Raw genomic sequence first — 25,455 nt, 5'->3', positions numbered from 1 at the left:
TTATGTATAAATTTCCTTAATATTGTAACTGCGTTTTCCCGATACTATTCCCTTAGCATATGTTTTCCGCGTTTTGTTGGTAGGACCCCAATAAGAATTAAACAACTTTATTGTCATTTAACAGAAGATGGATATAGAATAGTCTTACTAATTGAGTTATTTATTATTTTTGAGATATCTTCTTTTTATTATTTTGTTATTAAAAAAGCAGTTTAACCTTTCTATACATTTTCAGTTAACATAATTTACATTTCAAGCAGCAAAAAAGGATCTCTTTAGTGATTTACTTGTTTTAAATAAACAATACCGTCCTTTTTTTCGATATTAAAAATTTCATTATTTTTCGAATATAAAACAATTACCTCATTATTAAAATCACTTGCTAAAAATATTCCATATCCATTGTTATCTGGATAACCATATATGTAGCATACGACTTTATCGTCTTTCATAAAAACTATTTGATTCATTCCTTCACTTACTGTTTCAGTGATCCACTCCCATTTATATCCTACTGTTTTATAAATCTCTTCTTTTAACATATAAGGAGGAAAAAAGTAAACTTTATCCCATTCAAATGGAGTGAAATCAGACAAATTCACTTCACTATTCTGTACTTCTTCTGAAAGAATTTTATTTTTAAGTAACTTTAAATTAGAATCCCATATATCATCTTTAAACAAATTTATTAAAAATAGACTTATAACTACAATACTTATAGATATTCTCACATAAGACTTCTCATATTTTATATGAATTTTTTTCACCCTTATTATTTTATTTTTAAACTATAACTTTCTAATTATAACCTTTAGAACCTTAATTTGGTTGTAATATCTCAAAATTGCCCTAGTTAACATAAGTCACATTTTAGGCAGTAAAAAGACTATCCTAAATTAATAAAGTGATGAGTTATTTTCAGGTAACAAAACAGCAAGAATTAAGTATATAGAAAGAGAAACAGGAGTAAAAATAAATATTAGTCTTACAACAAAAGGAGAGATACCAAAATGTTCAGCTATTCCTCCGCATACCCCAAATAACGCCTTATCTGTTGACGACTTTGTTAATCTACTCAATTCAATCCCTCCTTAAATCTAATTCTCTTTTTAATAAATTGTACCATATATGGGTATTAATTCATTCCTGTCAAACTATTATATTTGTTAAATAGCATTTCTAGTTAACATAAAACACATTATCCACAGTAAAAAAGATCTTCATCTAAAAGATCCTTTCAATTGTTTATATTGCCGTAGAATAATGTTTGATCAAATTGATACTAATAGCCTTGATAAATGAACAAAAAGAAAGAGCGTGTTTTGAAAAAAAAGTTTAGTCAAAACACGCTCTTAATATATTTAATAGAATCAGTCTTTTATAAAAAAGTTTGATCATTTTCTACCTATATTGTTCAACAATCGCTCCCGTTTATGGAAGAGATTTTCTTCTTCACCCTTATATTAAAGTTTAACCTCATGAAGACTTGCTCTTTCTTAAAAATTCAATTTTCAAGAATCCGAGCTTTCCTACTTACTTTACAAACTAACCTCATCAGTCCTTTGTGTGCTGGGGGAAACAGTGTGAAAAAAATATCCATTGTTCGACGCATTGGCATTGGACAAATAATAGGTTTGTTTCTATGAGTCCCACCTAAAGCAATTTTAGCTAGTTTTTCAGGAGACATCATTTTTTGCTTCTTTAATTGTTGGGTAATAACTGTCTTGTTGATATTAATTGCTTTTGCTTCTTCAAAAATAGGGGTATCAACAAACGCGGGGCAAAGTGTACTAACTTTTATTCCGAATTCTTCTGCTTCATAATGAAGCGAAGTCGTTAAGCCTACAACCGCATGTTTCGTAGTGGCATATGCTGAAGATACTGGAGAAGGTCCTAAACCTGCTGCTGATGCTGTGTTCACAATATGGCCGAATCCTTGTTTTTTCATGAGGTTATATCCCACTTGAGTTCCATTAATGACTCCCCATAGGTTAACGTCCATGATTTCTTTCCAGTTTTCTATCGTCATATCATAGAGTTCACCGTACATAGCCATACCAGCATTATTAAACAGATAATCGATCCGTTCAAATTCTTGGTATAAATCTGTAAGTAATCGCTCTACACTATCATATTCAGTCACATCTAAATAGGCATACCTAGCATTTATTGTTTCTTTGTTCAGTTCTGCTTCAAAATTTTTTCCTGCTTGTTCATTAATATCTGAAATAATAACAAACACATTCTGTTGGACTAGTTCACTGCAAATTGCCCGACCTATACCTGAAGCACCACCCGTTACAACCGCAACTTTTCTAATCATCTGCATCCGAATCCTCCTCTATTTTACAACCCTTCTAACCTGAATCATTACTGAATTGCGTCTTGATTTTTGTGTGTCAAACGTTTGATTTCAGATTCATAAATCTCTGCAACAATTTGTGCACCAGTACTATTTAGGTGTATACCATCTAATGTAAGATGAAGACCGCGTTCTTTTGATAGCTTGTCAATTCTTGAAGGCTTCTTATAAAAGAGAACATCCGCCATTACTCTCATTACTTTTGTGCTGATATAATCTGAACTGTTAACTTTTGAAAGGTGACTTAAAAAAACAGATTGGATATCTAGAAAACTAACATTTGTTTGTTTACGAGTGATGGATTGGATAAGAACATTCAATTCTTTGATTTCATTATTGGGAGCATTATCCGTATTTTCACCAACTAATGCTGGGGTAACTGCTACGACTTTCTTCGATGATGCAAGAACTAGCTCTAATACTTTCTCGTAATAGTCTTTGAACTCATCATGATCTTTTGCTACTGGCTGTGCTTGAACACTCAGCATTTTTGAATAAACATCATTCACGCCGATCCAAAGGAAAGAAAGGTCGTAATCTATATCTAACTTTGTTTTTAAAAGACGAGTATATAAACTTTTAACTGACTCTCCTGGTTTGCCATGATTAACGAACGTAATGTTCGGAAACTTTTCTTTTAGTACGTTAAAGAAAGAAACCCCAGGACGGCCTTCAGTTAAACTGTCTCCTATTAATGCTATTTTCATTTCTATTTCCTCCTCTTAATAGACTCTAAAAAGATTGTAATTGCTTGGTTAAAGAGAGGCTCAAGCGTACTCAATTCTTGTGTTTCCGTTAACTGACATAAACCCCCTAGCCATGTTCCAACAAGCAATGTCCACTCATCAATATTTCCACCTTCAAATTCCCCCTTTTCCACTCCCTCTTGAAGAATGGAACGATAAGAACCCATAGGAATAACTGCTAACTCATATAATGCTTTAACAGATTCTAAACTAGAAGCAGGATTTGAGGCGAGTTCTTGTCCTCCTTTTAATAAAGGAGTTTGGTAATTATAAAGGACATGCATCGCCATTCCATAAAGTTTCTCTGTTGCTGTGATATAGGATGATTCTTTTGCTATCCATTTTGTATACCAATCCTGCATCGTGTTTTGTGCTAGTAAAACAAACAGCTTCTCTTTATTTTGAAAATGATAATAAATGTGTCCTTTGCTATAACCAGAGGCTTTTGATATGTCTTGTACAGAAGTTTGATTGTATCCTTTTTGAGAAAATATCAAGGTTGCTTTTTCCATAATCTCACGCTTAGCATTTTCACTGTTATAACGCCTTTTATCCAAGATTAATTACAACTCCTTTCTAATAATTGAACGACCGTTCTAATTTATTATATATCTTTTTTCAATGAATGGATACATTAGGTAATTCACGTTCACGATATTTACATTTTTAACCATATATAGATGAACTATCAATACAAATAAGCACGCTCATTGCATGCTTTTAGTTGGTATCATATTTCCGATGGTAATTTAATAATACAAGTCTTTATTCAACAACCGGGCCCGGTTGTTGAAAAATTTTAAAATTACACATTTAATTATTTGTTCTAAAACTCGTATGTTTAGTTAACATAATGGACATTTTACAAAGCAAAAAAAGGATCTTAAACAATCTTTTTCTGAATGTATTTCATCTTTAGTAAGAGAATAGTTTAAGTTTAACTTCTTTAATTTACGTTGATAATGTAAAGATGAAATTATGAGAGTGTTTAAATGTCAAAAATACATTGGTTCCAGTGAATACAATAATGAGACTAAAACAAAAGTGGATGTAAATAAAGTCTTAAAAGATAATTATAAAGAGGGAAGAACGATGTTTAATAACGAAAAAATAAATTTCATACAACTGGTAGTTATTGTGACTTTATATATCATTGGCCCCTCAATCTTGTTTGAACCTTCAATACTCGTATCTCAAGCAAAACAAGACGCTTGGATCTCCACAATGCTAGGATTGGGAATCGGGTTACTTGTTATTCAGTTGTATAGTGCGCTAGGGAATCTTTATCCTAATATGACTTTAGTTGAATATACTGAAAAAATTTTAGGAAAATGGTTGGGAAAAATAATTTCTCTTCTTTTTTTTATTTATTTGATGATTTTGTCTGCTTCAGTGCTTAGAAACATAGGAGATTTTATTACAACGGAATTTATGCCAGAAACACCTATCCTAGCAATCCATATTCTCTTTATGAGCGTGGTTATTATAGGAACTCGGCTTGGATTAGAATCGGTGGCGCGTGCTTCCGAAATTTTCTTTCCAGGAGTTATTTTGCTTTTTTTTCTTATTGTGATCGCTATTATCCCTCAAGGAAACATGGAACAAATACAACCTGTACTTGAGAATGGAATTAAACCTGTTCTGAAAGCGAGTACTTCATTTATTATTTTCCCCTTTTTAGAGCTAATTGTTTTTTAATGATCTTTCCCTTTTTGAATCAGAAAAAAGATTTTAGGAAAGCTGTTTCAATTGGTGCGTTCATGGGGGGAATAGTAATTTTCATTATTGTGGCTTTAAGTATTCTTGTATTGGGCCCTGCTACCACAGAAAGATATATTTATTCAACTTATCTTTTATCTAAACAAATCAATGTAGGTGATTTTTTAACACGTATTGAAGCAGTATTAGCTACAATATGGGTCTTTTCTATATTTATCAAACTGACCATTTGTTTTTATGCAGCGACTTTAAGTCTTTCCAAAACGTTGAACCTAAAAGAATACAGGATGTTAACATATCCTTTAGGAATGATCCTTATTGTCCTTTCAATTATCGTGTCTCCAAATATCATTTATGGCCTTACTAAGCTTCCAAAAGTAATGGAGTTATACACTTTTACCTTCGGCCTTTTTTTACCTTTATTATTAATAGGAGTAGATTTTTGTAGGAAAAAAGTGAACAGAAAAGAAATTAGACAGGTTAAATAAAAGTACAAACCCTTACCTTTATTGTTTACTAAATGATATTCCTTCTTCAATTTTCTGTTATTAATTCAATAAGATCTCAAGTGTGCATGAATACTTTATACGAATTTAGTTAACTAATGCACATTTTTCACAGTAAAAAGGCCTCTAAGGCCTCCTTTTACTGTCATAATAGATCTTATAAATATTAACCTGTTAGATGATAATAAGGTTATTTAATTTTCATATAAAAATATAAGAGCCTTTCTACATTTTATTGTAGAAAGGCTTTTTAAAGTTGTTTAATTTTGTAGCTTTATAATAAAGATTGATTAAAAATATCCCACAGAAACTCATTTTAGGACAAATAAAAAGAATCCGTTTTTTTTTAAAAGTTTGAGCATTTTCTACCCTCTTCCACAATCGAGCTTGATTGCTTAAAATGTGCTCGTATTAAAAACCATGGAATCATCTGGTTTTAGATGCTCCATGGTTTTGATGAAGTGTGTTTAAATTTTATACTTTAGCTGCCCAAATTTCTATTTCAATTTTTATCTCAGGTAAACCTAACTCAACAATATATCCAATCGTCATTGCCGGATAATCATTACTAAATAATTGTTCCCACTCTGAATCAAAGAACTCCCAATCAATTTTCTCAGTAGCCCATATGTTCACTTTTATAATATTTTCGGCACTTAACCCTTCAGATTCCATCACTGTTTTTATATTGGTAAACGTATTACTCACTTGTTCATTCATATTTTGTGGGAATTGTCCATTTTGATCTACACCGACTTGACCTGATGTCACGTATAACTCTGCATTCCTTGGAATTTTTGTAATATGTGTGTAATTGCCAACTGGTGCAGGCATACTTGATGGATTTTTTCTTGTAATTTTTTCGTATTCCATTTATTTACCTCGCCATTTAAAAGAATTTTCTGCAGTTTTCTCTAGAAGATCAAATTTAGACACACTTCACCCTTGAAAAGACTTCTAGAAAAAAACAGCAGTGGAGTATCCATATCCGTAAGATAAAAACTTAAGTGATTTTTTCTTCATGGGTGAACACTCCTCTCTCTTAAAATGACAAGATTGTTGATAATTATTATTTTATAGGAAATAGGCTCTTTGCAGAACTTAAATATTAATCTAAGGTTTATTCCGCAAAATAACCAAGATTGTTGAACTTAAAAAACCAGATTATCAGCATAATTGTATCAAAAACAACAAGCAAACGCACATTTTATGGTAAATGAAAAGGTCCCCCTTTTGAAAAAAGATTGATCAAAACGGATTAATTCTTTATGAAATACTGTACAATTTTTATAATAAAGTTTGATCATTTTCTACTGTTGATCTGCAACAAACGCGCCCGATTGCAGAGGATTACTAAGAATATAGTTCTAGTATTTTATCTATGGGTAAGTTATTCGAGTTACTCATATCAACAAAATAGGGAAACTGCCATTCTTGAGTTTTCATCGCTTGTTTACTTGTTGGACTATCCCAGCTAGGATAAACTCTTATTGCCATTTTCCCAATTGTTGAACTGGACCTAAGAATATTCTGCTTCAAAAGAATTTCTTTCGGGAAAATAAATTGCCCAAACTCATTTCCATTTTTAAAGGTAGTTATAACTAACAAATCCGGTGCTTCATCATATGAATAGGGCTGATTTTTATTATTTTCATCTTTCTCCCAAAATGCAACAAACTGCCCTACTTTGGTAGGGGTTATATTCGCAACTCTGAATCGAACTGTTCTAGAAGCTAATTCAAATATACCCGCACCATACTTAGAATTTTGCTCTTCTTCTTGTATCGACTTTACAGTTAAGTGATTAGGCTCATAAATCACCTTACGTACATAAGATAATGCTGTATAAAAGTTATTCATTTCTTCACTCCTAAAACCTTCATCTAGATGGCCCGTTTGCGGAACTGTTGCAATTTGACTTGTCAATGTAATCGTATCAAACTTTTTTATAAATTGTCTGACTTTATTCCAAATGATCAATCTTTATTTCTAATTATCAAACTTTGTTTCAAAGCTACAGCTGGTGATGTTATTAATCATATAAGAACCCTCACGAATGCAGGGATAGCAGTCTGTTCCCATCTTGCACTGACACCACAATCTGTCGGTGTTCTTAGTGGTTATAAGGTACAGGGGAAAGATATAGAATCAGCAAATAAACTTATAGATGATGCTAAAAAAGTAGAGGAAGCAGGAGCCTTTGCTATTTTATTAGAATGTGTACCAAAACAAGTAGCCAAAAAATTATCAGAAGAAGTATCTATACCCGTTATTGGAATTGGTGCAGGTGTACATGTGGATACTCAAGTATTGGTTTACACGATATACTTGGATATGGTGTCGATAGATTCCCTAAGTTCATCAAAAACTATACAATGCTCGATGATGTTATTCTAGATAATATAAAGTCTTATACAAATGACGTTAAGAATGGTGATTTTCCAGAAGAAAAACATTCATATAACATGAAAGAAGAAGAGATAAAGTCATTGTATGGCAATAATTAGTACCCTTTAAAAAACGGAACATTTAAAGATGTTCCGTTTTTTAAAGGGTAAGTGCAATTATGTACTATATACGGCAACTCTTTCGATGTAGATTGTAGAAATACAACATCAAGGAGTGCAGAGCATATGAGTATATTTTCTTTTATCATTTATTGTTTTATCGTTACCATTACGCCTGGAACGACCAATATTTTAATACTATCAACCGTACAGAATTTTGGCGTTAGAGCAGCAATGAGTTTTACGTATGGTTCTGTATTAGGGTTTGGTATTCTACTTTCAGGTTCAGCAGTTTTAAATTCAATTTTTTTAAATTTAATACCCAGCCTTATCATCTACGTTCAGATTTTAGGTACAGTATATATGCTGTACTTAGCTTATCAAGTTTACAAAATGGATGTTTCTAAAAATACAACTTCTACTAATAGTGCAGGCTCATTTAAACGTGGATTAGTTATTGCCATGTTAAACCCTAAACCAATAATTTTTGCTTTAACACTATTTCCAAGTTTTATATTACCCTACTATAATGGTTTTAGTCCTTTAACAGTTGCTGTAATAGGTGTTACCATGATAGGATTTACTTCTTTTATTCTTTGGGTAGGTTTTGGAGCAATATTTAAAGAGATTTTGCGAAAATATAACAAAGTAACTAATATTATTATGGCACTTTTCTTGCTCTATGCTGCTGCAATGATTTGGTTCTAATTAAGAGGTGATTGGAAAGATGAATCAATTTTTTTACAAAAAGCAGAAAAGAATAAAAGCTCTTTCCGCAAGTATTACTGATTTTTCATATAAAAAACATTCGCATGGTGAATACGCAATAGGTGTTACCAAAAGAGGTATACAACATTATCATTTAGATGGAAACCTACAACTCTCTCATAAAAACGGAATTATGTTTTTTAATCCAGAACAATTACACGATGGAACAGCCCATGACGAGCAAGGTCTTGATTATATTATGCTTTATCTTGAACCAAGTCTATTTTTAGAAGCAATGGAACAAAAAGATTACATTCGCTTCTCTACACCTGTTGTCTATAATCATAATATTCAACAACACGTTATGAATCTTGCAGAGGCAGTCCTTACGGAAGCAGATGAGTGTATATGTGATGATTTGTTGTTTAACTTAGCAGATAATTTAACGATTAATACAAATAAAATTCAAAACCAAGATACCTTAATTAAGAAAATGAAAGAAGACATTCAGCATAATATAAAACGTTTAAGTGTAGAATCGATTTCAGAGAAGTTTAGTATGTCGAAGTTTCAATTTATACGGTTCTTTAAGTTACAGACAGGAATTACCCCATATCAATTCTACCTTAACAATAAAGTTGATTATGCTAGGAAGTTTATTGAGCAAGAAAAAGATGCTTACTTAGCTGTATCTGAATGTGATTTTGTGGATTTAACACACCTTAATCGGCAATTTAAACGAGTTTATGGATTAACAGCTATTGATTATCTCAAACAAATAAGATAACAGACCTCTTTATGAGAGGTCTGTTTGTTGTTCATAATCTAACATTTATAGCTTTGAAATAAAGTGTAAATGAAACAATGTTATTAACCTTGATAAACGAACAAAAGAAAAGAGCATGTTTTGAAAAAAGATTAATCAACAGATGCTCTCTTTATGTTAAAGTTGATGAAATATGATGATCTGCTCCAGAATTCGGTGCAAGTACACTATTTTTCTATTTAAACAGCTTAATGTATACCCGAACACTTCTTTTTGCATCCCTTTTTTATCAATGTGTACATATCCTTCATTTTCTTCTATATGAAAAAGGTTTATAATCGTTTAATTAACCGGATCAAAGTAAAGACTGATGGAACTTGCTGCTCCAATATTTGAATAGAAGTAGAGTAGATTCTCTCGCTTCTTATTTTAAAATCATGTACCATACTACTTCAACAGGTGCGGAGTGTATGTCGCAGTACAAAGGATGTTAGTCGGTTAAACTTCACAGACTCGATTCCTATTCAAGTAGAATTGAGCCTATTTTTTTAATTAGCTTCACTCAGTTTCTTGTTCGACTAAAACACTAGTTGAATAAGAAAAAGTGATCCTTTCCTATAAAACATCACACCCATTAATTAAGGAAAATCAACCCGCTCTCCCTTTTTTATAAAATTTAACCATATTATACATATCTTCATTTTCTAGATATTTAAACATTTCAATATGAGGACGGAAATTTACTTCAATTATCCAAATGTATCCATTCTTATCAAAAGCCATATCCAAACCTATATTTCGAGAATTTAGACAGTGTTTCTCTAGCTGAGAAGTAGCTCTTAATGCTAGCCGTTCTATATCAAGTAGTGGAGTAGACGTAATATTGCTTTTGGCAGGAGAACCATCTATCGCTTCTTGAATAGGGATGATAGTTTTTACGACGTTTGTAATAAAATATCCTCTAGCTGCCACTTTTGCCAAATGTCCTGTCATTACCCAGTCTGGACTTTTCTTCATGCGTTGAACCATAATTCTTAAGTCAAAAGGTCGTGCTGGTTTATTAGTTACTGCAAGAGGAATCCATTGTTGAACAATATAGCTTTTCTGAGGAAGGCGAATTTCTTTAATATATTCGAGAGTTTGTTCTTTATTACGGAAAATCTTCTTTTTATTTTCAAAGTGGACTTCGTACGAACTATCCACTAATAAGGAAACTTTAATTATTCCACTTCCGAAAGATCCGCAGGAAGGCTTTACAACGACAGAACGATACAGCTTGACCATTTCCCATAATGATTCATCTGTTAGAATTCTAGTCTCAGGTAAATGTTTAGCAATCTCCCTATCCTTCTTCATAATATTGTAATTCTCCCATTTTCCTTTGGAAACTTTCACAACCTTCTCTCCTTTTTTCTACAAACTCTTTTATACAACTTATTCATAGTTTTTAAAATTGATTAGACAACAAGTCCCTCTAATACAAAATATCTTTATCAATTTAACAAAGAATGTAGATTTATTTAGCAATACACAGAATCTAAACCTTCTACAACAAACCTGTCTTGTAATAATAGAACCATTAATCAATAAAATTGTAGATAAATAGATGTTTTCATACAAAAAACAATACCCTCCTCCATTTTGGAAAAAGGTATTGTTTTTACCACTTACTTCTTTGTTATTAAAAGGGTGAACTTTTTAATCAGTATCTTCAGTAGGACTCTGATTTAAATTAAGTGAAACATCTCTTAGAGTATTAATAAAAATACGTGTCGCAGCACTCAAATATTTATCTTTCCTATAGATAATTCCTACATCCCTGGCAAGATCAGCATTTAGAATGGGAATGATTCTTATACGAGGGTCATTAAGGTACTCTAAACAAGGTTTCGGTAATATAGTTACCCCTACCCTATCTATAACCATATTAATTAAAGATTGCACAGTTGTAATTTCAAAGACTGGTTCGGGAATAAAGCCTAAGTCTTTACAAGCGTTATTTATAAGCTGTCTTACAAAATATTGTTCAGGAAGTAAGATGGAAGGTGTCGTCTGCAATACTTCCAAGCTTAACGTATCCTGATTTTCTAACGGATGTCCAATAGGTACAGCAAAGGCCATTTCCTCTGTATATAAAGAAATAGTTTCTAGCTCATTGCCTTCCATAGGTAAAAAGACAATTCCCAGATCCAGCTTATTTTCTAACAGTTGTTTTTGAATATCGCCGGTACGTAATCCAAACACAGATATCTTAACAGCGGGATATAGACTATGAAAATTAAGCAATGCGGGAGGAATAAGATAATTTTCAACAGTTAACAATGTACCGATAGAAATGGTGCCTCTTTGAAGTCCGTTTAATTCATCGATTGAGATTTTTGCCTGTTCCAGTTCATGAAAAATGTTACTCGTATACTTTAAAAGTAATTTCCCTGCCTCTGTAAGATCCGTCTTTTTACCGATGCGATCAAATAATGGTGTGCCGACTTCATGTTCTAATAAACGAATTTGTTGGCTTAAAGAAGGTTGAGAAATACCAACCTTTTCTGCTGCTCTTGTAAAATGAAGTTCTTGGCACACTGCATAAAAATATTCAAGTTGTCTTAATTCCATTCTAAAACCTCCTGATTTGAACGGTAATAATAAATAAATTTGCGTTTTGTAAATCTGCTAGGTTGTTACAAATTATACCATAGGCTAAACCTATCGTTATTATATAAATAATTGGATTGTTCTATCGGATGAACTATCTTAGACTATTAATTACAAAGAGGTTCCATTAATTAGAATCTTTCGATTATGTAAAATTCGAGGAGGCTGATAGGAAAAAACAGATATCATCAACTATAATGAGCTGCTAGAAAAGAACAGGAAGATTAATATTTGACCATGTTGAAAAATTAGTTTCTATAACTTATATGTACTGGAGGATATAACTGATGAAAAATTTTAATGTTGCTATTCCAACACCATTCCATGATGATGAGAGTTTATATTTAGAAGGCTTTAATTCAATTGTTCAATATTTAACAGATAACGGGATCGATTCCCTGCTTGTGTCTGGTAGTACAGGTGAACAGAATTCAATGAGTATCGAAGAACGCATTCAAATTATTGATTATTTTAACGAGCAAAAATTTCAAAATGTTGAACTTATGTTTGGAGTATCAGCTACAACAACAAGAAATGCAATAAAACTTATTCAAAAACTTGAGGAATCTGTTTTTGATTCTATTCTAGTTCAGTTCACACCTTATATTCAGCCGACACAAGAGCAAGCCGTTTCTTATATGAATGAGCTGCTGCAACATACAACTAAAAACGTTGTACTTTATAATACGCCTTTCCGTACAGGATTTGATCTAAGTGCTGAATCATTTAATACACTTATTAATCAAAAACACTCTAACCTTGTAGGATTTAAAGAAGAGGGTGATATTAAACGTCACCATAATACAAATTTACCGGATAATTTCATCATGTTCGCTGGTGGAGATGTTGACCTTACACAAAAAATAGTGAATGGGTATAACGGACTTTCAAGCATGGTTGGAAATGTTTACCCGCAAGAAATCAAACAAATTTTCAATGACTTATTAGAGGATAAACCAGTTCACCTTCGGAAAATAAATCATTTAATTAATGAAGTTATAGATGATAAGGCTATTACGAATATAAAAAATCACTACAATTCTTTAGGTATAAAAGTAGGAACTTGCCGTTCTCCTATTAAATAATAGATTAAATGAAAAACCCTAGAGTAACCGTCAGGCAGAAAAAATACCTTATTATTTTTTCTGCTTGCGGATACAAATACGGCAATCCAAACAATAAGTATATTGCACAATGAAAAAGCTTTAGCATTAAATACGGAGGGTCTATAGCTATCATGGGTATTTCACAAGTAACAAACCAAATAGAACAACCGAAACTAGATTTAAAGCCTAGATTAGGATTACTTATTATAGGTATCATCCTAATTGGAGCTAACCTGAGAGCTCCGCTAACATCAGTCGGTCCACTAGTAGCTTCTATTCGTGACAGTTTGGGAATATCTAATACACTAGCAGGGACAATAACTACAATACCTTTACTTGCTTTCGCGGTCTTATCTCCTTTTGCCCCTAAGTTAGCTCAACGTTTTAGTATGGAGTTCACCCTATTTATTTCCTTAATCTCATTAACCATCGGAATTACAATACGTTCTTTTGGCGGAGTAGAAACGTTATTTATAGGAACAATCTTAATTGGTTCATCTATTGCCATTGGTAATGTATTATTACCAAGTTTCATTAAACATAATTTCGCACAAAATATAGGCATGATAACAGGAATTTATGCAGTTTCCATGAATTTATGTGGAGCTATTGGGTCAGGTATGAGTATCCCAATTTCCTCATTATCAGGATTAGGATGGCCAGGAGCTCTTGGATGTTGGGGAATTTTATCTCTTCTTACGATTTTCTTTTGGCTACCGCAATTACGAAATCAACATAAGTCTATTAAATTTGTACAAAGAGAAAAGAAAGTTAAATCTACTAACTTATGGCGTTCTAAACTAGCATGGAATGTCACATTATTTATGGGATTTCAATCGTTAATCTTCTATACAATGATCACATGGCTGCCTGAAATTCTTGAACAAAAAGGATTGAACACTCATGAGGCTGGCTGGATGCTGTCTTTAATGCAGCTTTCTATGCTTCCTATTACGTTTATTGTCTCTATTTTAGCCGGACGTTTAAAAAACCAACAATTATTAGTAGTCGTTTCCTTTGTATTGCTTATTGCAGGGCTATTAGGTATCTTATACGGAAGTACACCCCTTATTCCATTATGGATTATTATGATTGGAATCGGAGTTGGATTTGCATTTAGTTTAGCCATGATGTTCTTTAGTTTACGTACCCAAAATACTAATGAGGCAGCAGAACTATCCGGTATGGCCCAATCATTAGGTTATCTTTTAGCTGCTATAGGGCCTGTCTTACTCGGATGGTTACACGACATTACACTTGATTGGACTACTCCTTTACTCATGTTAGTTTTAGCTTCAGTTATTGTTTTTATTACAGGTATAAGCGCAGGGAAAAATGAATATGTAACTTCTAAATAATCAACAAATCCCCTCGTTCATCCTTGATTACGAGGGGATTTTATCGAATAGTCCTTTATTTCTTTGAATAAGTCCATTTGATTTCAACTCATCATATGCCACAACGACTGTGCTTCTATTTATATTAAGCCCCCTAGCTAAGTATCTTTCCGATAGTAATGACTTATCAGCTGGAAAGATACCATCTGCTATTCCATTTTCGATATATTCAGCGAGCTGTTTTAATTTAAACCTATACTCAAGTTACAATCATTACTACAAAAAGAGAAAATTTAAATTATGCCGAAATTAATAACACTATACAACACAAGATGAAAATTTCTTGCAGGAAATTAGAATTATATAAAAATCAACTGTACACTCTAAGACCATATGAGTTATGTAACAATATTCATTTACAACGTAATGGAGATGATAAAATATGCTGTGGCCTTTTGTACTTTTTCTAATTGTTATAAGTGTACTTAAATTATTAACAAATCCTCCAAGCGCTGCTGTGGAATGGGTTATGAAAAAATTCGAATTACATTCAGCACTTAATGGCGCGACTACCACTGTAACGATCGATGGAAAACGCTTGGAAGGTGAAGACAAAAATAAAGTTATTCATTATTTTAATGAAGCATCATTTTTGGAAAAATATACTGTACAGCCAGAGACGAGCCGGACTCCCTTAATTTTTGATACTAAGAAGGGAGACGATGATATTAAGTTATTTGTATACAGTTACGACGATCATCTTGATGTAATCAAAAAGTACAAAAAGAAAGTAATTACATATCGTCTGCGTTCCGATAACCTTCAAAAATTGCTATGTTAGTAATGGGAGATTTCATTTAAAAGGGATCTTTAAAGAGACTATCTTTTCTTATTAGCTATTATCAGGGCAATTATTTAATACTGTAAGGGACTTGAATCCCTGATCTCTTCCCTGTCAATTTAACAAAGTGAAACAAACCAGTCTGAATATGACCGGTTTGTTTCAGCTAAACTACACTATTATTTTAGTGTTCTGTCTGATCTGTACTTCTTTTATTTCCTTTACTGTTGTCCCTGCTAACAGGAACTTGGCCATGTAATTGCAGTGAATTTTGATTACTGTTGCTTTTATTAATTTTTTGTCATGTCTCATATTTCCTTTTTTATTTCAAATACAGTTTGTCCTTTTTTACTAAACTTATATTTCTGTCTTGAGAAGAACAAACATATCAATGCTCACTTTCAGGAAATATTCGTTTAAAATATTATTTAGTTTTGTTGACTTTGATCTTGATTTTGACCTTGACCTTGACTTTGACTTTGACTTTGACTTTGACCTTGTTCTACATCAATTGCCTCTCCGCCAAGGTTGATAGATAAATTCATTTCCTTTTCTTCACTTCCGAGAATTGACTTCTTAAGACCATCAATATATTTAGATGTGATGTCAATAAAATTCTGCTTCTCCCCTTCATTATCAAGCTGACCCATGATATAAAGATCATTTTCACCTTTATATAAGTAAGCAATATACCCTACAGCTTTCCCATTTGAATCCACAACATTTAAGATTTCTCCTTCCTGATTACGAAACTCCGGCTGAAAAAATAACAATAGCCAACACTCCTTTTCAGTATCTAGATTAAATCCGATTCGTCCTATAAATTCTTTAAAATGAATGAACATGTCCTATTTTATAGTGGCTAAAAAGGAATAAAAAATACGTAATCATTTTCGTTATATATTTAATTTTATAACAACGATATAAATTCTAGAAGACAATAAATAAGAGTCAAACAGCTTTGCTTATTCGATTTTTTAGTGATATAAAAATCAAACAACTTACCACAAGTCATTTAAAAGAATACTTAGAATTCGGAAATTATATCATTAGATAATGAATTGTATTAATTGGTCCAATCATTCGGTAACTATTAGAAGATAGAATTAGAAGGCAAAATAAAAAGGCCCTTGATGATATCAAGGACTTTTTGTGATGACCTGTGAGGGAGTTGAACCCCCACCCCCTTCCCTGTCAATTTTATTTTGCAAAATCAACCTAGTTCAGCCTAGTTAATTAAGTATAAAAAAGATTAATTTATCAAGCCTTTATAAGATATTATAATTAGCTCAGTTAATTAAATTCTGTTTAGAAAAATAAGTACGTTAGCCAAACATGTTAGCAAGATGGTGAGCATTCGGTCTGCAATTATTCTAGATTATTCCCGTTAAGCTTTTTAAAAATCAACAAATATTCTAATTGAATAAATTGATTTTTATTTATTGTTCATGCACTCAACATGACTGGAGTGCTGAACATTGCCATATATTAATGACGTGCACGGAGCATTCGTCCGACAATAAAAAGCATTTGTTTTCGTGTAATGAAGCGAGACATTTGAGCAGAGATATAGTTTCTAAACCCTGGTATAGTATATATTTTTTTAGCTTGAAGCGAGCGAAGAGCAACTTGAACTACATTTTCTGGAGTATCTCTTTTCCCCACAGATGCTTCATCTGCCCCTACAACGTTAAAAAATTCTGTTTCCGTTGACCCAGGACATAACGTAAGAAATTGTACACCGCGTTTTCGATTTTCCTCCCATAAAGCCTGTGTAAATGATAATACGAAAGCCTTTGTGGCACCGTATACAGCCATATTAGGGAGAGGTTGAAATCCTGCTGTTGAAGCTACGTTAATAATCACTCCGCTTTTCCTTTTCAACATTTGTGGTAAAAATAAATGGGTAAGATCTACAACCGCCAGTACATTGAGCATTATTTCTTCATGCTGCCTTTGGCCCGACAGTTGTTCAAAAAGCCCATGAGTAGCGAACCCTGCATTATTAATTAGAAAATCAACGCTCAGACCCCGTTCCACACATTGTTGATAAAGCCTGTTTGGGGAACCTTCTTGAGATAAGTCAGAAACAATCACCTGTGTTTGAATACCGTGTTCTTTTTGTAGTTTCTCTGCTAAAGCACTCAATTTGGCTTCCGAGCGAGCTACTAAAATCAAGTGGCTCCCTCTTGTTGCAAATTCATGTGCAAATGCTTCACCTATACCCGAAGAAGCACCTGTAATCAGCGTCCATTTGTTTTGTATTGGTATCATCTCTATCATCTCTCCCCTTAATAATTCATCAGAAACAGTGTTTCAATATGAATCATTGTATCCAAGTGGGATTATAATGTCAAATAGAGCACTTAATACCTTAAAGCAACTGGCTCATTACTCATATACATGTGTAATCCATTCATAAATTGGCATTTTACCATCCAAAGCAGTAAAATAAGCTTTAGAGAAGAAAGCTATTTTAGAAAACTAATGTTATAAAGGTGGGAAATTTCATGTATAATTCGTCCAAAATGCCTTCCATAGATACTCGTACAGTTACAACCTACCCAAAAGCCAAACTTCAGCATACTGAAATATTGAAACTTAACATTATAGAAGCTGCTGCATCAATTATGCAGGAATACGGTCCCGAAGCCGTAACCATTCGCAAGGTTGCTGAAAAAATGGAATGCCCAACAAAAATTATTTATAATTTGTTTGGCAGCAAGGAAGGTTTAGCTAAACAACTTTTTCTGGAAGGTTGCAAATTGTTAGCTGCTGCCTTTCAAGCAGTTCCAAAACAAGTCGATCTTAAACTATATCTTCGCGATCTTGGACAAGCTTACTGGGATTTCTCAAGAAATTATACCAGTTACTATATGGTGATGTTTGGTGGAGCCTTTAGCGAATTCAGACCGGAAGAGGAAAGTTTACAAGCTATTACAACAGCTTTACAACAAGTGATCACAATTATTACAAAGGCTATTGAACAAGAACTTATTTCCGAGAAGGACCCCATACTTGTTGTTAATCTTGTTTGGGCTTCCCTGCACGGTACAATTCACCTGCATTTAGGAGGACACATTCAAAATGAGACAACAGCTAAAACATTGTATGATAAATCTATATCAAATTTAATTGATACATTTTTTCGGAGCGATAGTTAAATCAAAAACCCTCTATGCAAAATTCTATATTAAAGGAAAATATCAGCCACCGTTAATGGAATATGCCATTGACGGTGGCTGATTTATATTATTTTGGTTTTAAATGTGGATTCCCAATTAACTCTGCCTCTATTATCGCTCTCTGTAAGAGTAGTTACTCTACATACGTACACTACTCTTACTCTCAAACCAACACTTTCATATCTCCACTACTGTTTTAGAACCATCAATATTATGCACCCCACGTATGTTGACTACGGAAAAGTCTCAAGCCCATATTTACATACCCTCAAAGAAATCATTCATTAACGATTTCCTCCAGTCATTCTTTTTTCTAATCTAAAACTACCTTATTTATCTATTATCCTTCCCCACCATCGACTTCAACGCCTTCCGAAAATCATCATCCTTCATATTTCGATCCGCTTCTTTCACATCATCACCACTATTCCCTTTAAAAGACTGCAATGCTTTTCGGTACGCCTGATCATCCATACTAAGTGCTTTTATTTGTTCCTGATTTCCTTCTGTCTCGTCCTCTTTTGGAAGGTCTGTACTTGTATTCTCAGAATCTTCTTTCAGCTGATTTTCATTGTTTACTGCCGGGGTATCTTCTACTTGCCTTTTAGATGGAACAGAATTCATGTTCATCATGACTAGGCCTAAAATAATAACAATAGCAATAACTACAAACAAGATGACTGCCACCATTATTTATCAGCTCCGCCCTGTTCGTTTGTGAAAGTTTTTGTCACTTTTGCAACTCTTTCCCCCAATGCCTTCCCTAGTTCCAAACCTTCTTTAGAGATTAATTCGGAACTTTCTATCGGGCACGAAATGCCGACTCCATAATAAGATCCATAAAGTGCGTTTTCCGGAATATTGCCCGGCAGTCCGACAATGATCATCCCTTGGTGAAGCATTGGTGTAATGAGGTTAAGCATTGTTGCCTCTAGTCCGCCATGAGTTGTGGCTGTTGTGCAGAAGACAGCGCCTATTTTGTTAATAAGCTTGCCTTCTGCCCATAAATAACCGAGTCTGTCGATCCATTTTTTTAATCCTGAGCTGATCGTTCCAAAGTGGCCGGGACATCCCCAGATAATAGCATCCATTTCGGAAAGCTTGTAAATATCAGCCTGATCGACATGATCAAGAAAAACTTCCGCTCCGCTTACTTTTTTTGCACCATCCGCTATCGATTCGGCAAGTGCTTTTGTATGTTCTCCTTCACTGTCATACACTACATATATTTTCATTTTCTCGTCTCCTCCTTGTTGTTTCCTGTTAAAAGTTCATGTCCCTTGCTCTTATGACAGAACAAAGGACATGCTTTTTTCCTTATAGAGAAATTTTTACTTCTGCATTCATTCCCGGCAGTACTTTTTTAGAAGGGTTTTGAATGGAGATTTTCACTGGTACTTTTTGAGTCACTTTTGTATAATTTCCGCTTACATTTTGTGACGGAAGAGCGGAAAATACAGAATTTGTCGCATAGCCAATCCCTTCAATTTCCCCGTCAAATGTTACTTCTTTATCTCCGTCCACTTTAATATCCACGCTGTCACCGATCTCAATATCATTTAAATCTGTTTCGTTAATGTTTGCCATAACATAAAGATGATCCATATCAGCTATTTCTCCTAAAACTTGTCCAGCTTGAACCATCTGGTTTTTCTTCGCTTCATTTTTAATAATTGTTCCATTTTCCCCTACATGGACAGATAATGTTTTCTCACCGTCAGATACCGCTCCTACTGTATCATTTTCAGATACATTCGTACCTTCTTCCCCATTCCAATCTTTTAATATGCCGGAGTTCGGTGCGACAATCTGCATCATGTCAGCGGAGACAGTTGCATCCTCTGTGCTTACGTAGTTTTCGTTTTGATAATAAATATAACCTCCGCCGGCAATGAATCCTAAAAGAACAATAATCCCGATTATATTTGCTAAAAGTAAACGCCCTTTACTCATTATCTTTTATCTCCCTTAATGTAAATTTTTATGAAACACTGTTTTTCAAATCTTTTTCTTTCGGAGCAGGCAGAAGGACACGTGTTTGTTTTTGCACGAGAGATCTGCCTTTTCCTGTAGCCATTTTTCCGATCGAAGCAATGAGCATAATGACGCTTATTACTAGTAAAATCGTGAACAATTGGTGGTATGCCCCTAAAACAGCTGACCTTTTCGCATTCGCAACGAGCTCATAGGATGCCATATTTTTCGCTGTTGTTAATGGAAGACCCTCCCCAATAAAATGTTTCATGAGCTTCATTAGTTCTAATTTAAATTCCGGATCATTTTGGCTGAGACCTTCCCGTATTCCTTCATAGTTAACGGCATTTTGTTTTATTAAAAACCAGCCGATAAAAGGAGACATAACCGCTCCGGCAAAATTACGGATAGAATGAAGCGTAACCGATCTCGTCGATGCTTGATGAATATCCCCAGCGAGTGCTGTTCCTAAAGCACCTCCGACAAGAACCATACTTATTCCCGCTCCGAGACAGGCAACTTGAAAATAGAGCAAGGCTAAAGAAGTTTCCGGTCCCATCACTCTCCACTCGGCACTGACATAAATAACGGCAAGTGATCCGATGAATCCAAGAACTCCGGCTCCCAATTTATCGTACAGCAGTGTTTTAAGAACAGCTGTAACGACAATCCCTGCAAAAAACCAAAGCCAGAAATAAGTAATATATACAAAAGGAAGATCCAAGTTATTTCTCAAAAATCCATTTATCCCCGCAATAGCAATTACTAAAGCGAGGTGTGATGCGATTGCCATAACTGTTCCGGAAAAAGGTTTTGCCGCCTTTAATGAGCGGAAAGGAACTAATGGTTTCTCCGCTTTTAAGTCCACGTAAATAAATAAAACTAATAAAAGAGCTGCCGCAGCTAAAAACGGCCAAACGTAAATAGATGTAAATCCTTTTTGCGTTAAATTACATAAAGGAAATGCAAGAACAATCATAAGAAGACTGTATAAAAACAGGCCTGTTTTATCAGCTTTTTTATTATCCTGTTTTTTATTTTTTGGCAGTGCGTAAAATCCAATTACCAGGCATAATACAGCTGCAAACCCGTTAAGATAAAATAACCAGCGCCATGAATCAATAGTTAATGATACGGAACCGAATAATGCCCCAAGTGCAGTCGCCCCGAATAATCCGGTAATAATCATAAATAAAAATGTATTTCGGATTTTATTTGGAAACGATATTAAACTTAACGGTAAAATAGTTAAAAACAGTATTCCGGCACTAAAGCCTTGTATTATTCTCCCTGCAGTAAGAGTAATAATCTCAGGAGAAACGGCACTAATAATAGAACCGAATAAAAAAATAAGAACAAAAAATAAGTAATTTTTCCTTAAACCTAATTTCTTCGTAAGTACAGGTCCAAGCGGCACTCCGAACGCAAACGCCAAATTGGAGAGCGTTGATGGCATAAGCAAGTTATTTGAGCTTATATGAAGTCCATTTTGAATAACTGTTTGATTTAAAATATAAGAAAGATTGGAAAAATACTGAGATCCGATACCAAATATCGTTAAAATAGATATGATCAAATATGGCGGTACTCTCCCCTTTTCTTTCTCCGATACAGGGTTGTGAATCTGTTCGCTCATTTATATACTCCTCCTTTCGATTTACACTTCATTAAACTCGTAATGAATAAATTTTATTAACTAACTTGTATATAACAACTTGTATTATACAATATATAATCAAAAAAACAATATTAAATTTATCCATTTGATAACCTGTCGGATTTTTAAAAATAAAAAATGTAAGATGATAATATAGTTATTTAATTTTGATATAAATATATAAGATCCTTACTATGTTGTATTGTAGTAAGGATTTTTAAAATTGTTTCATTTTTATTCAATTAAATATGTTAGTACTTAAAAATCAATAATAAAGTTGTTTTATGCTTATTGAGTTAAAGCACCCGTTAGTTTAACAACGTTGACTATTCTTCTTACTTTTTAAAATTAAAAATTCGCTGTTCCCAGACACCGTTAGTTATCGTACCTCCAATTAACTTAATTATTTTGCCGTCCTCATCTATTTCGACTTTAAATTTATCTTCTATATATAATTCAATTCGTGGAGTTACTTGAAATGTTCTAACCTCGGAAAGCAAATTATTTTCGTAAGCGTATTCTTCAATATAAAGGTCTGCATACTGCGGTAAGCTACATATACTCCTCTCATATTTAACAATATTATTATTAGCAAAGGTACATCTGGAAACAGCTACGATGTCACCCGTTTGTCTAAACTCTAACCCGATAATGGTTTTACAGTTATAAAATAAGTATTCCTCATTATAATTGCTATTTGGTGTTGTAAATTCATTTACACCTCTTACGAGAATCAGTCTGTTTTTTGAATCAAAACAGTACTCATAAGAATATCTTCCGAAATCAGGTTTTCTTTTAAAAAGCTTACCTCTTTTAAGTCCACCAACAATCAAATCTAGAACAGGACTCGGACAATAATAACCTCTGTGTATGGCTTCCCCACCCTTTGAATACCGAAAATTCACAATTTCCTTTTCCGTTAATGTTCGTAAGTAGGGAAGTTGTTCTTTATACTTATTTCTAATGCTTACTAACTCTGAAATAATGCCTTTAAATTTTTCTAATTTTTCTTGGTCAATTTGTATAGTTGAATTTTTCAACGTCTCCATTGTTGAATTCCTTATTTCTTCTAACATAAGTTCGAATTCGTCCATTTTATCACCTACTCTTCTGAGTATCAGTTTTTACCAAAGGTAGCTGTTCTTATTATACAAACCTGCCCTTTAGTTGAACAAGACTTTAAAGTATCTAAATAAGTGCTTTATCCAAATCTAGTTAACATAAAACACATTATCGGTAGCAAAAAAGGCCTTAAAGGCCTCTTTTTATTTACATAATAAATATTCTAGATTGTTAGTTAAATTGCTTTACTATAATTAATGGATTGTCCGATGTCGTGGAGTTGTCCATCTTCATAACGGATCGAAAGAGTTAAATCAGGAATGGAATCAAAGCCATTTTTCGCTAGTTCATGGAGAATAGGGCCATAATAGCCAATCGCTGCTCCGACATGATCCTTCGTATATGGATTTTGACTAAGCTTTTCCTTGTAAATATCAAAAATGTCGGTTCCATCTTCTGTTATAAATTTATTGTTTACAAGAGCTAAACTGTTTAAATCATATCCTGTTATTGTTTTGATTTGATTCACTAGACGAAACTTTTCTAATTTAGATTGTGTAAACTGGGTTGATTCATTTGAGCTACTATTTATCATGTGGAAAAATAGTTCCTTAGAATTATTGGCTGTATTAAGTACATTCTGTAATTGATCAATTAATGATGAATCTGTTGTACCTGTAACTGTTAATTTAAAATTATTCGGGTTAATTGTAAAAGTAAGAGCTGTACCTAAAGGGATTGTTACACCGTATTTTGTAAATAAATCTTGGATTTGACCATTTACTTGTTGTCGATTAAAGACCTTCTTTTTCGTATTCTCCAATGTATCATTTATTGGTCCTTCACCACGAAAAGCAGCATCCGAAAAGTCATAAGAATTAATAACACCATTTCTTAACATAGAGGATTCCATGCTATAGGCTGCATCCCTCTCTGCTTTTGTTAAGTCTGATCTAAATTTGGGTGAGTAAGGATTACAATATTTATCTAGAATATGATCATATGGATTTGCATAGCGTTTATTTTCTTCATTCAGCTTTCTATATTTTTCATCTAGTATTTTATTTCTTCTATCTCCTTCTCCTTCATATGGATTATTTCTTTGAATAGTAGTTTCATTATTAGTAACTGGTTGCTGACTAGTTGTTACTGCTGAATAGGATATCGTTTGATTATTAATCTTCATACCTTTTCTCCTCACCTTTTTGAAAAATCCTTGTATCTCATATATCGGTAACTATAAAAAAATATAAAATAAGTAAATTAATATATTTTATAACTTTATAGTAAAATATTACTATTTATGATTATATTTGTTGTAATAGGTCGAAAGGGGGATGAAAAATGTTGAAAAATAAGATAATTCATTTACTAGGTTTTGTATTATTACTATTGTTAATACCTACATTTACTAATCCTGCTTCGGCAGCCACTGGAAACAATAGTATGGATACAGCTCATAATATGGGAAATTGGAAGTATTACCTACCAGAAACAACTATTTTACCAGCAGATCAAAATGAAGCTTATTATAAGTTTACTGCTAGTGCTGGAGAAAGACTCTATGTACAAAGTACTTATAGAAATGAATATATCGGTATGAAAATAGAAATTTTAAATACTGGTAATAATGGAACAACTCCAATTAATCCTAATTCACTTACACCATTTATTTATGCAAACGTTGATGCGACAAGTTCTACTACATTCTATGTAAAAGTTAGTCGAGGTACATACACTGGTGATATGTACTTTACTGTATCTGTTCTTGATCGTATTAAATCAAGTAGTAAAGAATTTAGTTTTACGGGTACTGCTTCAAATGCAGGGAATAAAAATCTTAGTTTAAATGGTGTTGATTCTTCCGTTATTACTATGGACTTAACAAAAGATACTACAATTCCAAAGAAAGCCGTTGTAAAATCAGTTACTACACGTAGTACACAGAGTCCTAGTCAAGGGAATGTAACACATAAGCTGATGTCAAATCAGGACGGAGTATGGCATACAGCAACAACTTCTAGTGCTACTTCTGGTTCTTATAATATTTCTTTACAAAATCAACTTTATGTTGCTAAAGTATGGAGCTTCAAATACAATGCAAAAGCTTCTGGTGCATCGACAATGACAAATGTTCGTGCGAATATTAGTTATGAATATGATGTTACAGATCAATTTTAAGTAAATTTAATCTAAACTAAATATATTCATTTGATGATGAAAATAAGAAAACGGCCCATGATTTATTTGAAAAATCATGGGCTTTAATCTGCAAAGATAAAAATATAGTAAGTAACAACACTCTAGTTAACATAAAGCACATTATA

Annotated in this window: 24 protein-coding genes and 3 pseudogenes; 9 read left to right on the top strand and 18 right to left on the bottom strand. The window is 33.2% G+C overall.

Annotated features, from left to right (window positions below):
- Positions 1–275: 275 nt before the first annotated feature.
- From BFA01S_RS10695 to BFA01S_RS10675, 5 genes are all read right to left on the bottom strand, one after another.
- Positions 276–767, bottom strand: coding sequence for a hypothetical protein (locus BFA01S_RS10695; RefSeq protein ID WP_169800464.1), 492 nt, complete (start codon positions 765–767; stop codon positions 276–278).
- A 129-nt stretch (positions 768–896) separates the two neighbouring features.
- Positions 897–1,079, bottom strand: a complete 183-nt coding sequence (locus BFA01S_RS10690; protein ID WP_066229696.1) for a PspC domain-containing protein — start codon at positions 1,077–1,079, stop codon at positions 897–899.
- A gap of 425 nt (positions 1,080–1,504) precedes the next feature.
- The gene (locus BFA01S_RS10685; RefSeq protein ID WP_066229694.1) at positions 1,505–2,329 is read right to left on the bottom strand and encodes an SDR family NAD(P)-dependent oxidoreductase; all 825 of its coding nucleotides are present in this window, start codon (positions 2,327–2,329) and stop codon (positions 1,505–1,507) included.
- A gap of 41 nt (positions 2,330–2,370) precedes the next feature.
- Positions 2,371–3,069, bottom strand: coding sequence for an SGNH/GDSL hydrolase family protein (locus BFA01S_RS10680; RefSeq protein WP_066229692.1), 699 nt, complete (start codon positions 3,067–3,069; stop codon positions 2,371–2,373).
- Positions 3,070–3,071: 2 nt separating this feature from the next.
- A complete protein-coding gene (locus BFA01S_RS10675) occupies positions 3,072–3,665 on the bottom strand; it encodes a TetR/AcrR family transcriptional regulator (RefSeq protein WP_066229689.1) in 594 nt (197 codons plus the stop codon).
- Positions 3,666–4,086: 421 nt separating this feature from the next.
- Between BFA01S_RS10675 and BFA01S_RS23665 the strand changes: the two are divergent.
- Positions 4,087–5,315, top strand: a pseudogene (locus BFA01S_RS23665) (GerAB/ArcD/ProY family transporter).
- 492 nt (positions 5,316–5,807) lie between these two features.
- Here BFA01S_RS23665 and BFA01S_RS10660 read toward each other — a convergent pair.
- Positions 5,808–6,206 (bottom strand): RidA family protein, encoded by a 399-nt coding sequence (locus tag BFA01S_RS10660; protein WP_066229679.1) that lies wholly within the window; start codon positions 6,204–6,206, stop codon positions 5,808–5,810.
- Positions 6,207–6,686: 480 nt separating this feature from the next.
- Positions 6,687–7,193 (bottom strand): MepB family protein, encoded by a 507-nt coding sequence (locus BFA01S_RS10655; RefSeq protein ID WP_066229676.1) that lies wholly within the window; start codon positions 7,191–7,193, stop codon positions 6,687–6,689.
- A gap of 27 nt (positions 7,194–7,220) precedes the next feature.
- Here BFA01S_RS10655 and BFA01S_RS10650 point away from each other — a divergent pair.
- The 3 genes and pseudogenes from BFA01S_RS10650 to BFA01S_RS10640 all read left to right on the top strand — a co-directional run bounded on the left by BFA01S_RS10650 (position 7,221) and on the right by BFA01S_RS10640 (position 9,335).
- Positions 7,221–7,840: pseudogene (locus BFA01S_RS10650) on the top strand (3-methyl-2-oxobutanoate hydroxymethyltransferase).
- Positions 7,841–7,966: 126 nt separating this feature from the next.
- A complete protein-coding gene (locus BFA01S_RS10645; protein ID WP_066229670.1) occupies positions 7,967–8,548 on the top strand; it encodes a LysE family translocator in 582 nt (193 codons plus the stop codon).
- Between the two features lie 19 nt (positions 8,549–8,567).
- The gene (locus BFA01S_RS10640; RefSeq protein ID WP_066229667.1) at positions 8,568–9,335 is read left to right on the top strand and encodes an AraC family transcriptional regulator; all 768 of its coding nucleotides are present in this window, start codon (positions 8,568–8,570) and stop codon (positions 9,333–9,335) included.
- 627 nt (positions 9,336–9,962) lie between these two features.
- Here BFA01S_RS10640 and BFA01S_RS10635 read toward each other — a convergent pair.
- Together BFA01S_RS10635 and BFA01S_RS10630 are read right to left on the bottom strand one after the other, a co-directional pair.
- Entirely contained in the window at positions 9,963–10,709 is a 747-nt protein-coding gene (locus tag BFA01S_RS10635; protein ID WP_066229664.1) for a YheC/YheD family protein, read from the bottom strand.
- Between the two features lie 303 nt (positions 10,710–11,012).
- Positions 11,013–11,927, bottom strand: a complete 915-nt coding sequence (locus BFA01S_RS10630; RefSeq protein WP_066229662.1) for a LysR family transcriptional regulator — start codon at positions 11,925–11,927, stop codon at positions 11,013–11,015.
- A gap of 326 nt (positions 11,928–12,253) precedes the next feature.
- On the opposite strand from BFA01S_RS10630, the gene BFA01S_RS10625 reads away from it, so the two are divergent.
- A complete protein-coding gene (locus tag BFA01S_RS10625) occupies positions 12,254–13,051 on the top strand; it encodes a dihydrodipicolinate synthase family protein (RefSeq protein WP_066229660.1) in 798 nt (265 codons plus the stop codon).
- 152 nt (positions 13,052–13,203) lie between these two features.
- On the top strand, positions 13,204–14,430 hold the full coding sequence (locus tag BFA01S_RS10620) for a CynX/NimT family MFS transporter (protein ID WP_066229658.1): 1,227 nt from the start codon (positions 13,204–13,206) through the stop codon (positions 14,428–14,430).
- A 27-nt stretch (positions 14,431–14,457) separates the two neighbouring features.
- Here the strand turns inward: BFA01S_RS10620 and BFA01S_RS21905 are convergent.
- A pseudogene (locus tag BFA01S_RS21905) lies at positions 14,458–14,640 on the bottom strand (GntR family transcriptional regulator); the annotation flags it as partial.
- A 211-nt stretch (positions 14,641–14,851) separates the two neighbouring features.
- Between BFA01S_RS21905 and BFA01S_RS10615 the strand changes: the two are divergent.
- Positions 14,852–15,250 (top strand): YfmQ family protein, encoded by a 399-nt coding sequence (locus BFA01S_RS10615; RefSeq protein ID WP_066229655.1) that lies wholly within the window; start codon positions 14,852–14,854, stop codon positions 15,248–15,250.
- Positions 15,251–15,678: 428 nt separating this feature from the next.
- Here BFA01S_RS10615 and BFA01S_RS10610 read toward each other — a convergent pair whose 3' ends face one another.
- Together BFA01S_RS10610 and BFA01S_RS10605 are read right to left on the bottom strand one after the other, a co-directional pair.
- Complete coding sequence (locus tag BFA01S_RS10610) at positions 15,679–16,023, bottom strand: hypothetical protein (RefSeq protein WP_066229652.1); 345 nt, start codon at positions 16,021–16,023, stop codon at positions 15,679–15,681.
- Positions 16,024–16,738: 715 nt separating this feature from the next.
- Positions 16,739–17,524, bottom strand: a complete 786-nt coding sequence (locus BFA01S_RS10605) for an SDR family NAD(P)-dependent oxidoreductase (protein WP_066229649.1) — start codon at positions 17,522–17,524, stop codon at positions 16,739–16,741.
- Positions 17,525–17,760: 236 nt separating this feature from the next.
- On the opposite strand from BFA01S_RS10605, the gene BFA01S_RS10600 reads away from it, so the two are divergent.
- Positions 17,761–18,414 carry a TetR/AcrR family transcriptional regulator gene (locus BFA01S_RS10600; protein WP_066229646.1) on the top strand — a complete coding sequence of 218 codons (654 nt, stop codon included), beginning with the start codon at positions 17,761–17,763 and terminating at the stop codon, positions 18,412–18,414.
- Positions 18,415–18,768: 354 nt separating this feature from the next.
- On the opposite strand, the gene BFA01S_RS10595 is transcribed toward BFA01S_RS10600, so the two are convergent.
- From BFA01S_RS10595 to BFA01S_RS10570, 6 genes are all read right to left on the bottom strand, one after another.
- The gene (locus tag BFA01S_RS10595) at positions 18,769–19,125 is read right to left on the bottom strand and encodes a hypothetical protein (protein ID WP_156483598.1); all 357 of its coding nucleotides are present in this window, start codon (positions 19,123–19,125) and stop codon (positions 18,769–18,771) included.
- Complete coding sequence (locus BFA01S_RS10590) at positions 19,125–19,670, bottom strand: NAD(P)H-dependent oxidoreductase (protein ID WP_066229641.1); 546 nt, start codon at positions 19,668–19,670, stop codon at positions 19,125–19,127. Before BFA01S_RS10590 ends, BFA01S_RS10595 begins: the two co-directional genes overlap by 1 nt.
- An 82-nt stretch (positions 19,671–19,752) precedes the next feature.
- Entirely contained in the window at positions 19,753–20,388 is a 636-nt protein-coding gene (locus BFA01S_RS10585; protein WP_066229638.1) for an HlyD family efflux transporter periplasmic adaptor subunit, read from the bottom strand.
- A gap of 28 nt (positions 20,389–20,416) precedes the next feature.
- On the bottom strand, positions 20,417–22,045 hold the full coding sequence (locus tag BFA01S_RS10580) for an MFS transporter (protein WP_066229635.1): 1,629 nt from the start codon (positions 22,043–22,045) through the stop codon (positions 20,417–20,419).
- Positions 22,046–22,401: 356 nt separating this feature from the next.
- Positions 22,402–23,142: a hypothetical protein gene (locus BFA01S_RS10575; RefSeq protein ID WP_218011639.1), complete on the bottom strand. Its 741-nt coding sequence runs from the start codon at positions 23,140–23,142 to the stop codon at positions 22,402–22,404.
- Positions 23,143–23,363: 221 nt separating this feature from the next.
- Positions 23,364–24,314: a DUF4885 family protein gene (locus BFA01S_RS10570; protein WP_066229628.1), complete on the bottom strand. Its 951-nt coding sequence runs from the start codon at positions 24,312–24,314 to the stop codon at positions 23,364–23,366.
- A 158-nt stretch (positions 24,315–24,472) separates the two neighbouring features.
- On the opposite strand from BFA01S_RS10570, the gene BFA01S_RS10565 reads away from it, so the two are divergent.
- Positions 24,473–25,309, top strand: coding sequence for a hypothetical protein (locus BFA01S_RS10565; RefSeq protein ID WP_066229626.1), 837 nt, complete (start codon positions 24,473–24,475; stop codon positions 25,307–25,309).
- Positions 25,310–25,455 lie beyond the last annotated feature (146 nt).

Source organism: Metabacillus fastidiosus NBRC 101226, assembly GCF_001591625.1.
In the GTDB taxonomy this organism is placed as follows: Bacteria; Bacillota; Bacilli; order Bacillales; family Bacillaceae; genus Metabacillus; species Metabacillus fastidiosus.
This window is presented reverse-complemented; position numbering and strand designations above follow the sequence as displayed.

What these genes read in the sequence shown, in the direction of transcription:
- BFA01S_RS10600 (WP_066229646.1), top strand. Translation starts at nt 17,761, where the DNA reads ATGTATAATTCGTCCAAAATGCCTTCCATAGATACTCGTACAGTTACA.
- BFA01S_RS10565 (WP_066229626.1), top strand. Translation starts at nt 24,473, where the DNA reads ATGTTGAAAAATAAGATAATTCATTTACTAGGTTTTGTATTATTACTA.
- BFA01S_RS10615 (WP_066229655.1), top strand. Translation starts at nt 14,852, where the DNA reads ATGCTGTGGCCTTTTGTACTTTTTCTAATTGTTATAAGTGTACTTAAA.
- BFA01S_RS10630 (WP_066229662.1), bottom strand. Translation starts at nt 11,927, where the DNA reads ATGGAATTAAGACAACTTGAATATTTTTATGCAGTGTGCCAAGAACTT.
- BFA01S_RS10605 (WP_066229649.1), bottom strand. Translation starts at nt 17,524, where the DNA reads ATGATACCAATACAAAACAAATGGACGCTGATTACAGGTGCTTCTTCG.
- BFA01S_RS10685 (WP_066229694.1), bottom strand. Translation starts at nt 2,329, where the DNA reads ATGCAGATGATTAGAAAAGTTGCGGTTGTAACGGGTGGTGCTTCAGGT.
- BFA01S_RS10575 (WP_218011639.1), bottom strand. Translation starts at nt 23,142, where the DNA reads ATGTTAGAAGAAATAAGGAATTCAACAATGGAGACGTTGAAAAATTCA.
- BFA01S_RS10645 (WP_066229670.1), top strand. Translation starts at nt 7,967, where the DNA reads ATGAGTATATTTTCTTTTATCATTTATTGTTTTATCGTTACCATTACG.
- BFA01S_RS10590 (WP_066229641.1), bottom strand. Translation starts at nt 19,670, where the DNA reads ATGAAAATATATGTAGTGTATGACAGTGAAGGAGAACATACAAAAGCA.
- BFA01S_RS10640 (WP_066229667.1), top strand. Translation starts at nt 8,568, where the DNA reads ATGAATCAATTTTTTTACAAAAAGCAGAAAAGAATAAAAGCTCTTTCC.
- BFA01S_RS10580 (WP_066229635.1), bottom strand. Translation starts at nt 22,045, where the DNA reads ATGAGCGAACAGATTCACAACCCTGTATCGGAGAAAGAAAAGGGGAGA.
- BFA01S_RS10660 (WP_066229679.1), bottom strand. Translation starts at nt 6,206, where the DNA reads ATGGAATACGAAAAAATTACAAGAAAAAATCCATCAAGTATGCCTGCA.
- BFA01S_RS10570 (WP_066229628.1), bottom strand. Translation starts at nt 24,314, where the DNA reads ATGAAGATTAATAATCAAACGATATCCTATTCAGCAGTAACAACTAGT.
- BFA01S_RS10585 (WP_066229638.1), bottom strand. Translation starts at nt 20,388, where the DNA reads ATGAGTAAAGGGCGTTTACTTTTAGCAAATATAATCGGGATTATTGTT.
- BFA01S_RS10655 (WP_066229676.1), bottom strand. Translation starts at nt 7,193, where the DNA reads ATGAATAACTTTTATACAGCATTATCTTATGTACGTAAGGTGATTTAT.
- BFA01S_RS10620 (WP_066229658.1), top strand. Translation starts at nt 13,204, where the DNA reads ATGGGTATTTCACAAGTAACAAACCAAATAGAACAACCGAAACTAGAT.
- BFA01S_RS10595 (WP_156483598.1), bottom strand. Translation starts at nt 19,125, where the DNA reads ATGGTGGCAGTCATCTTGTTTGTAGTTATTGCTATTGTTATTATTTTA.
- BFA01S_RS10625 (WP_066229660.1), top strand. Translation starts at nt 12,254, where the DNA reads ATGAAAAATTTTAATGTTGCTATTCCAACACCATTCCATGATGATGAG.
- BFA01S_RS10680 (WP_066229692.1), bottom strand. Translation starts at nt 3,069, where the DNA reads ATGAAAATAGCATTAATAGGAGACAGTTTAACTGAAGGCCGTCCTGGG.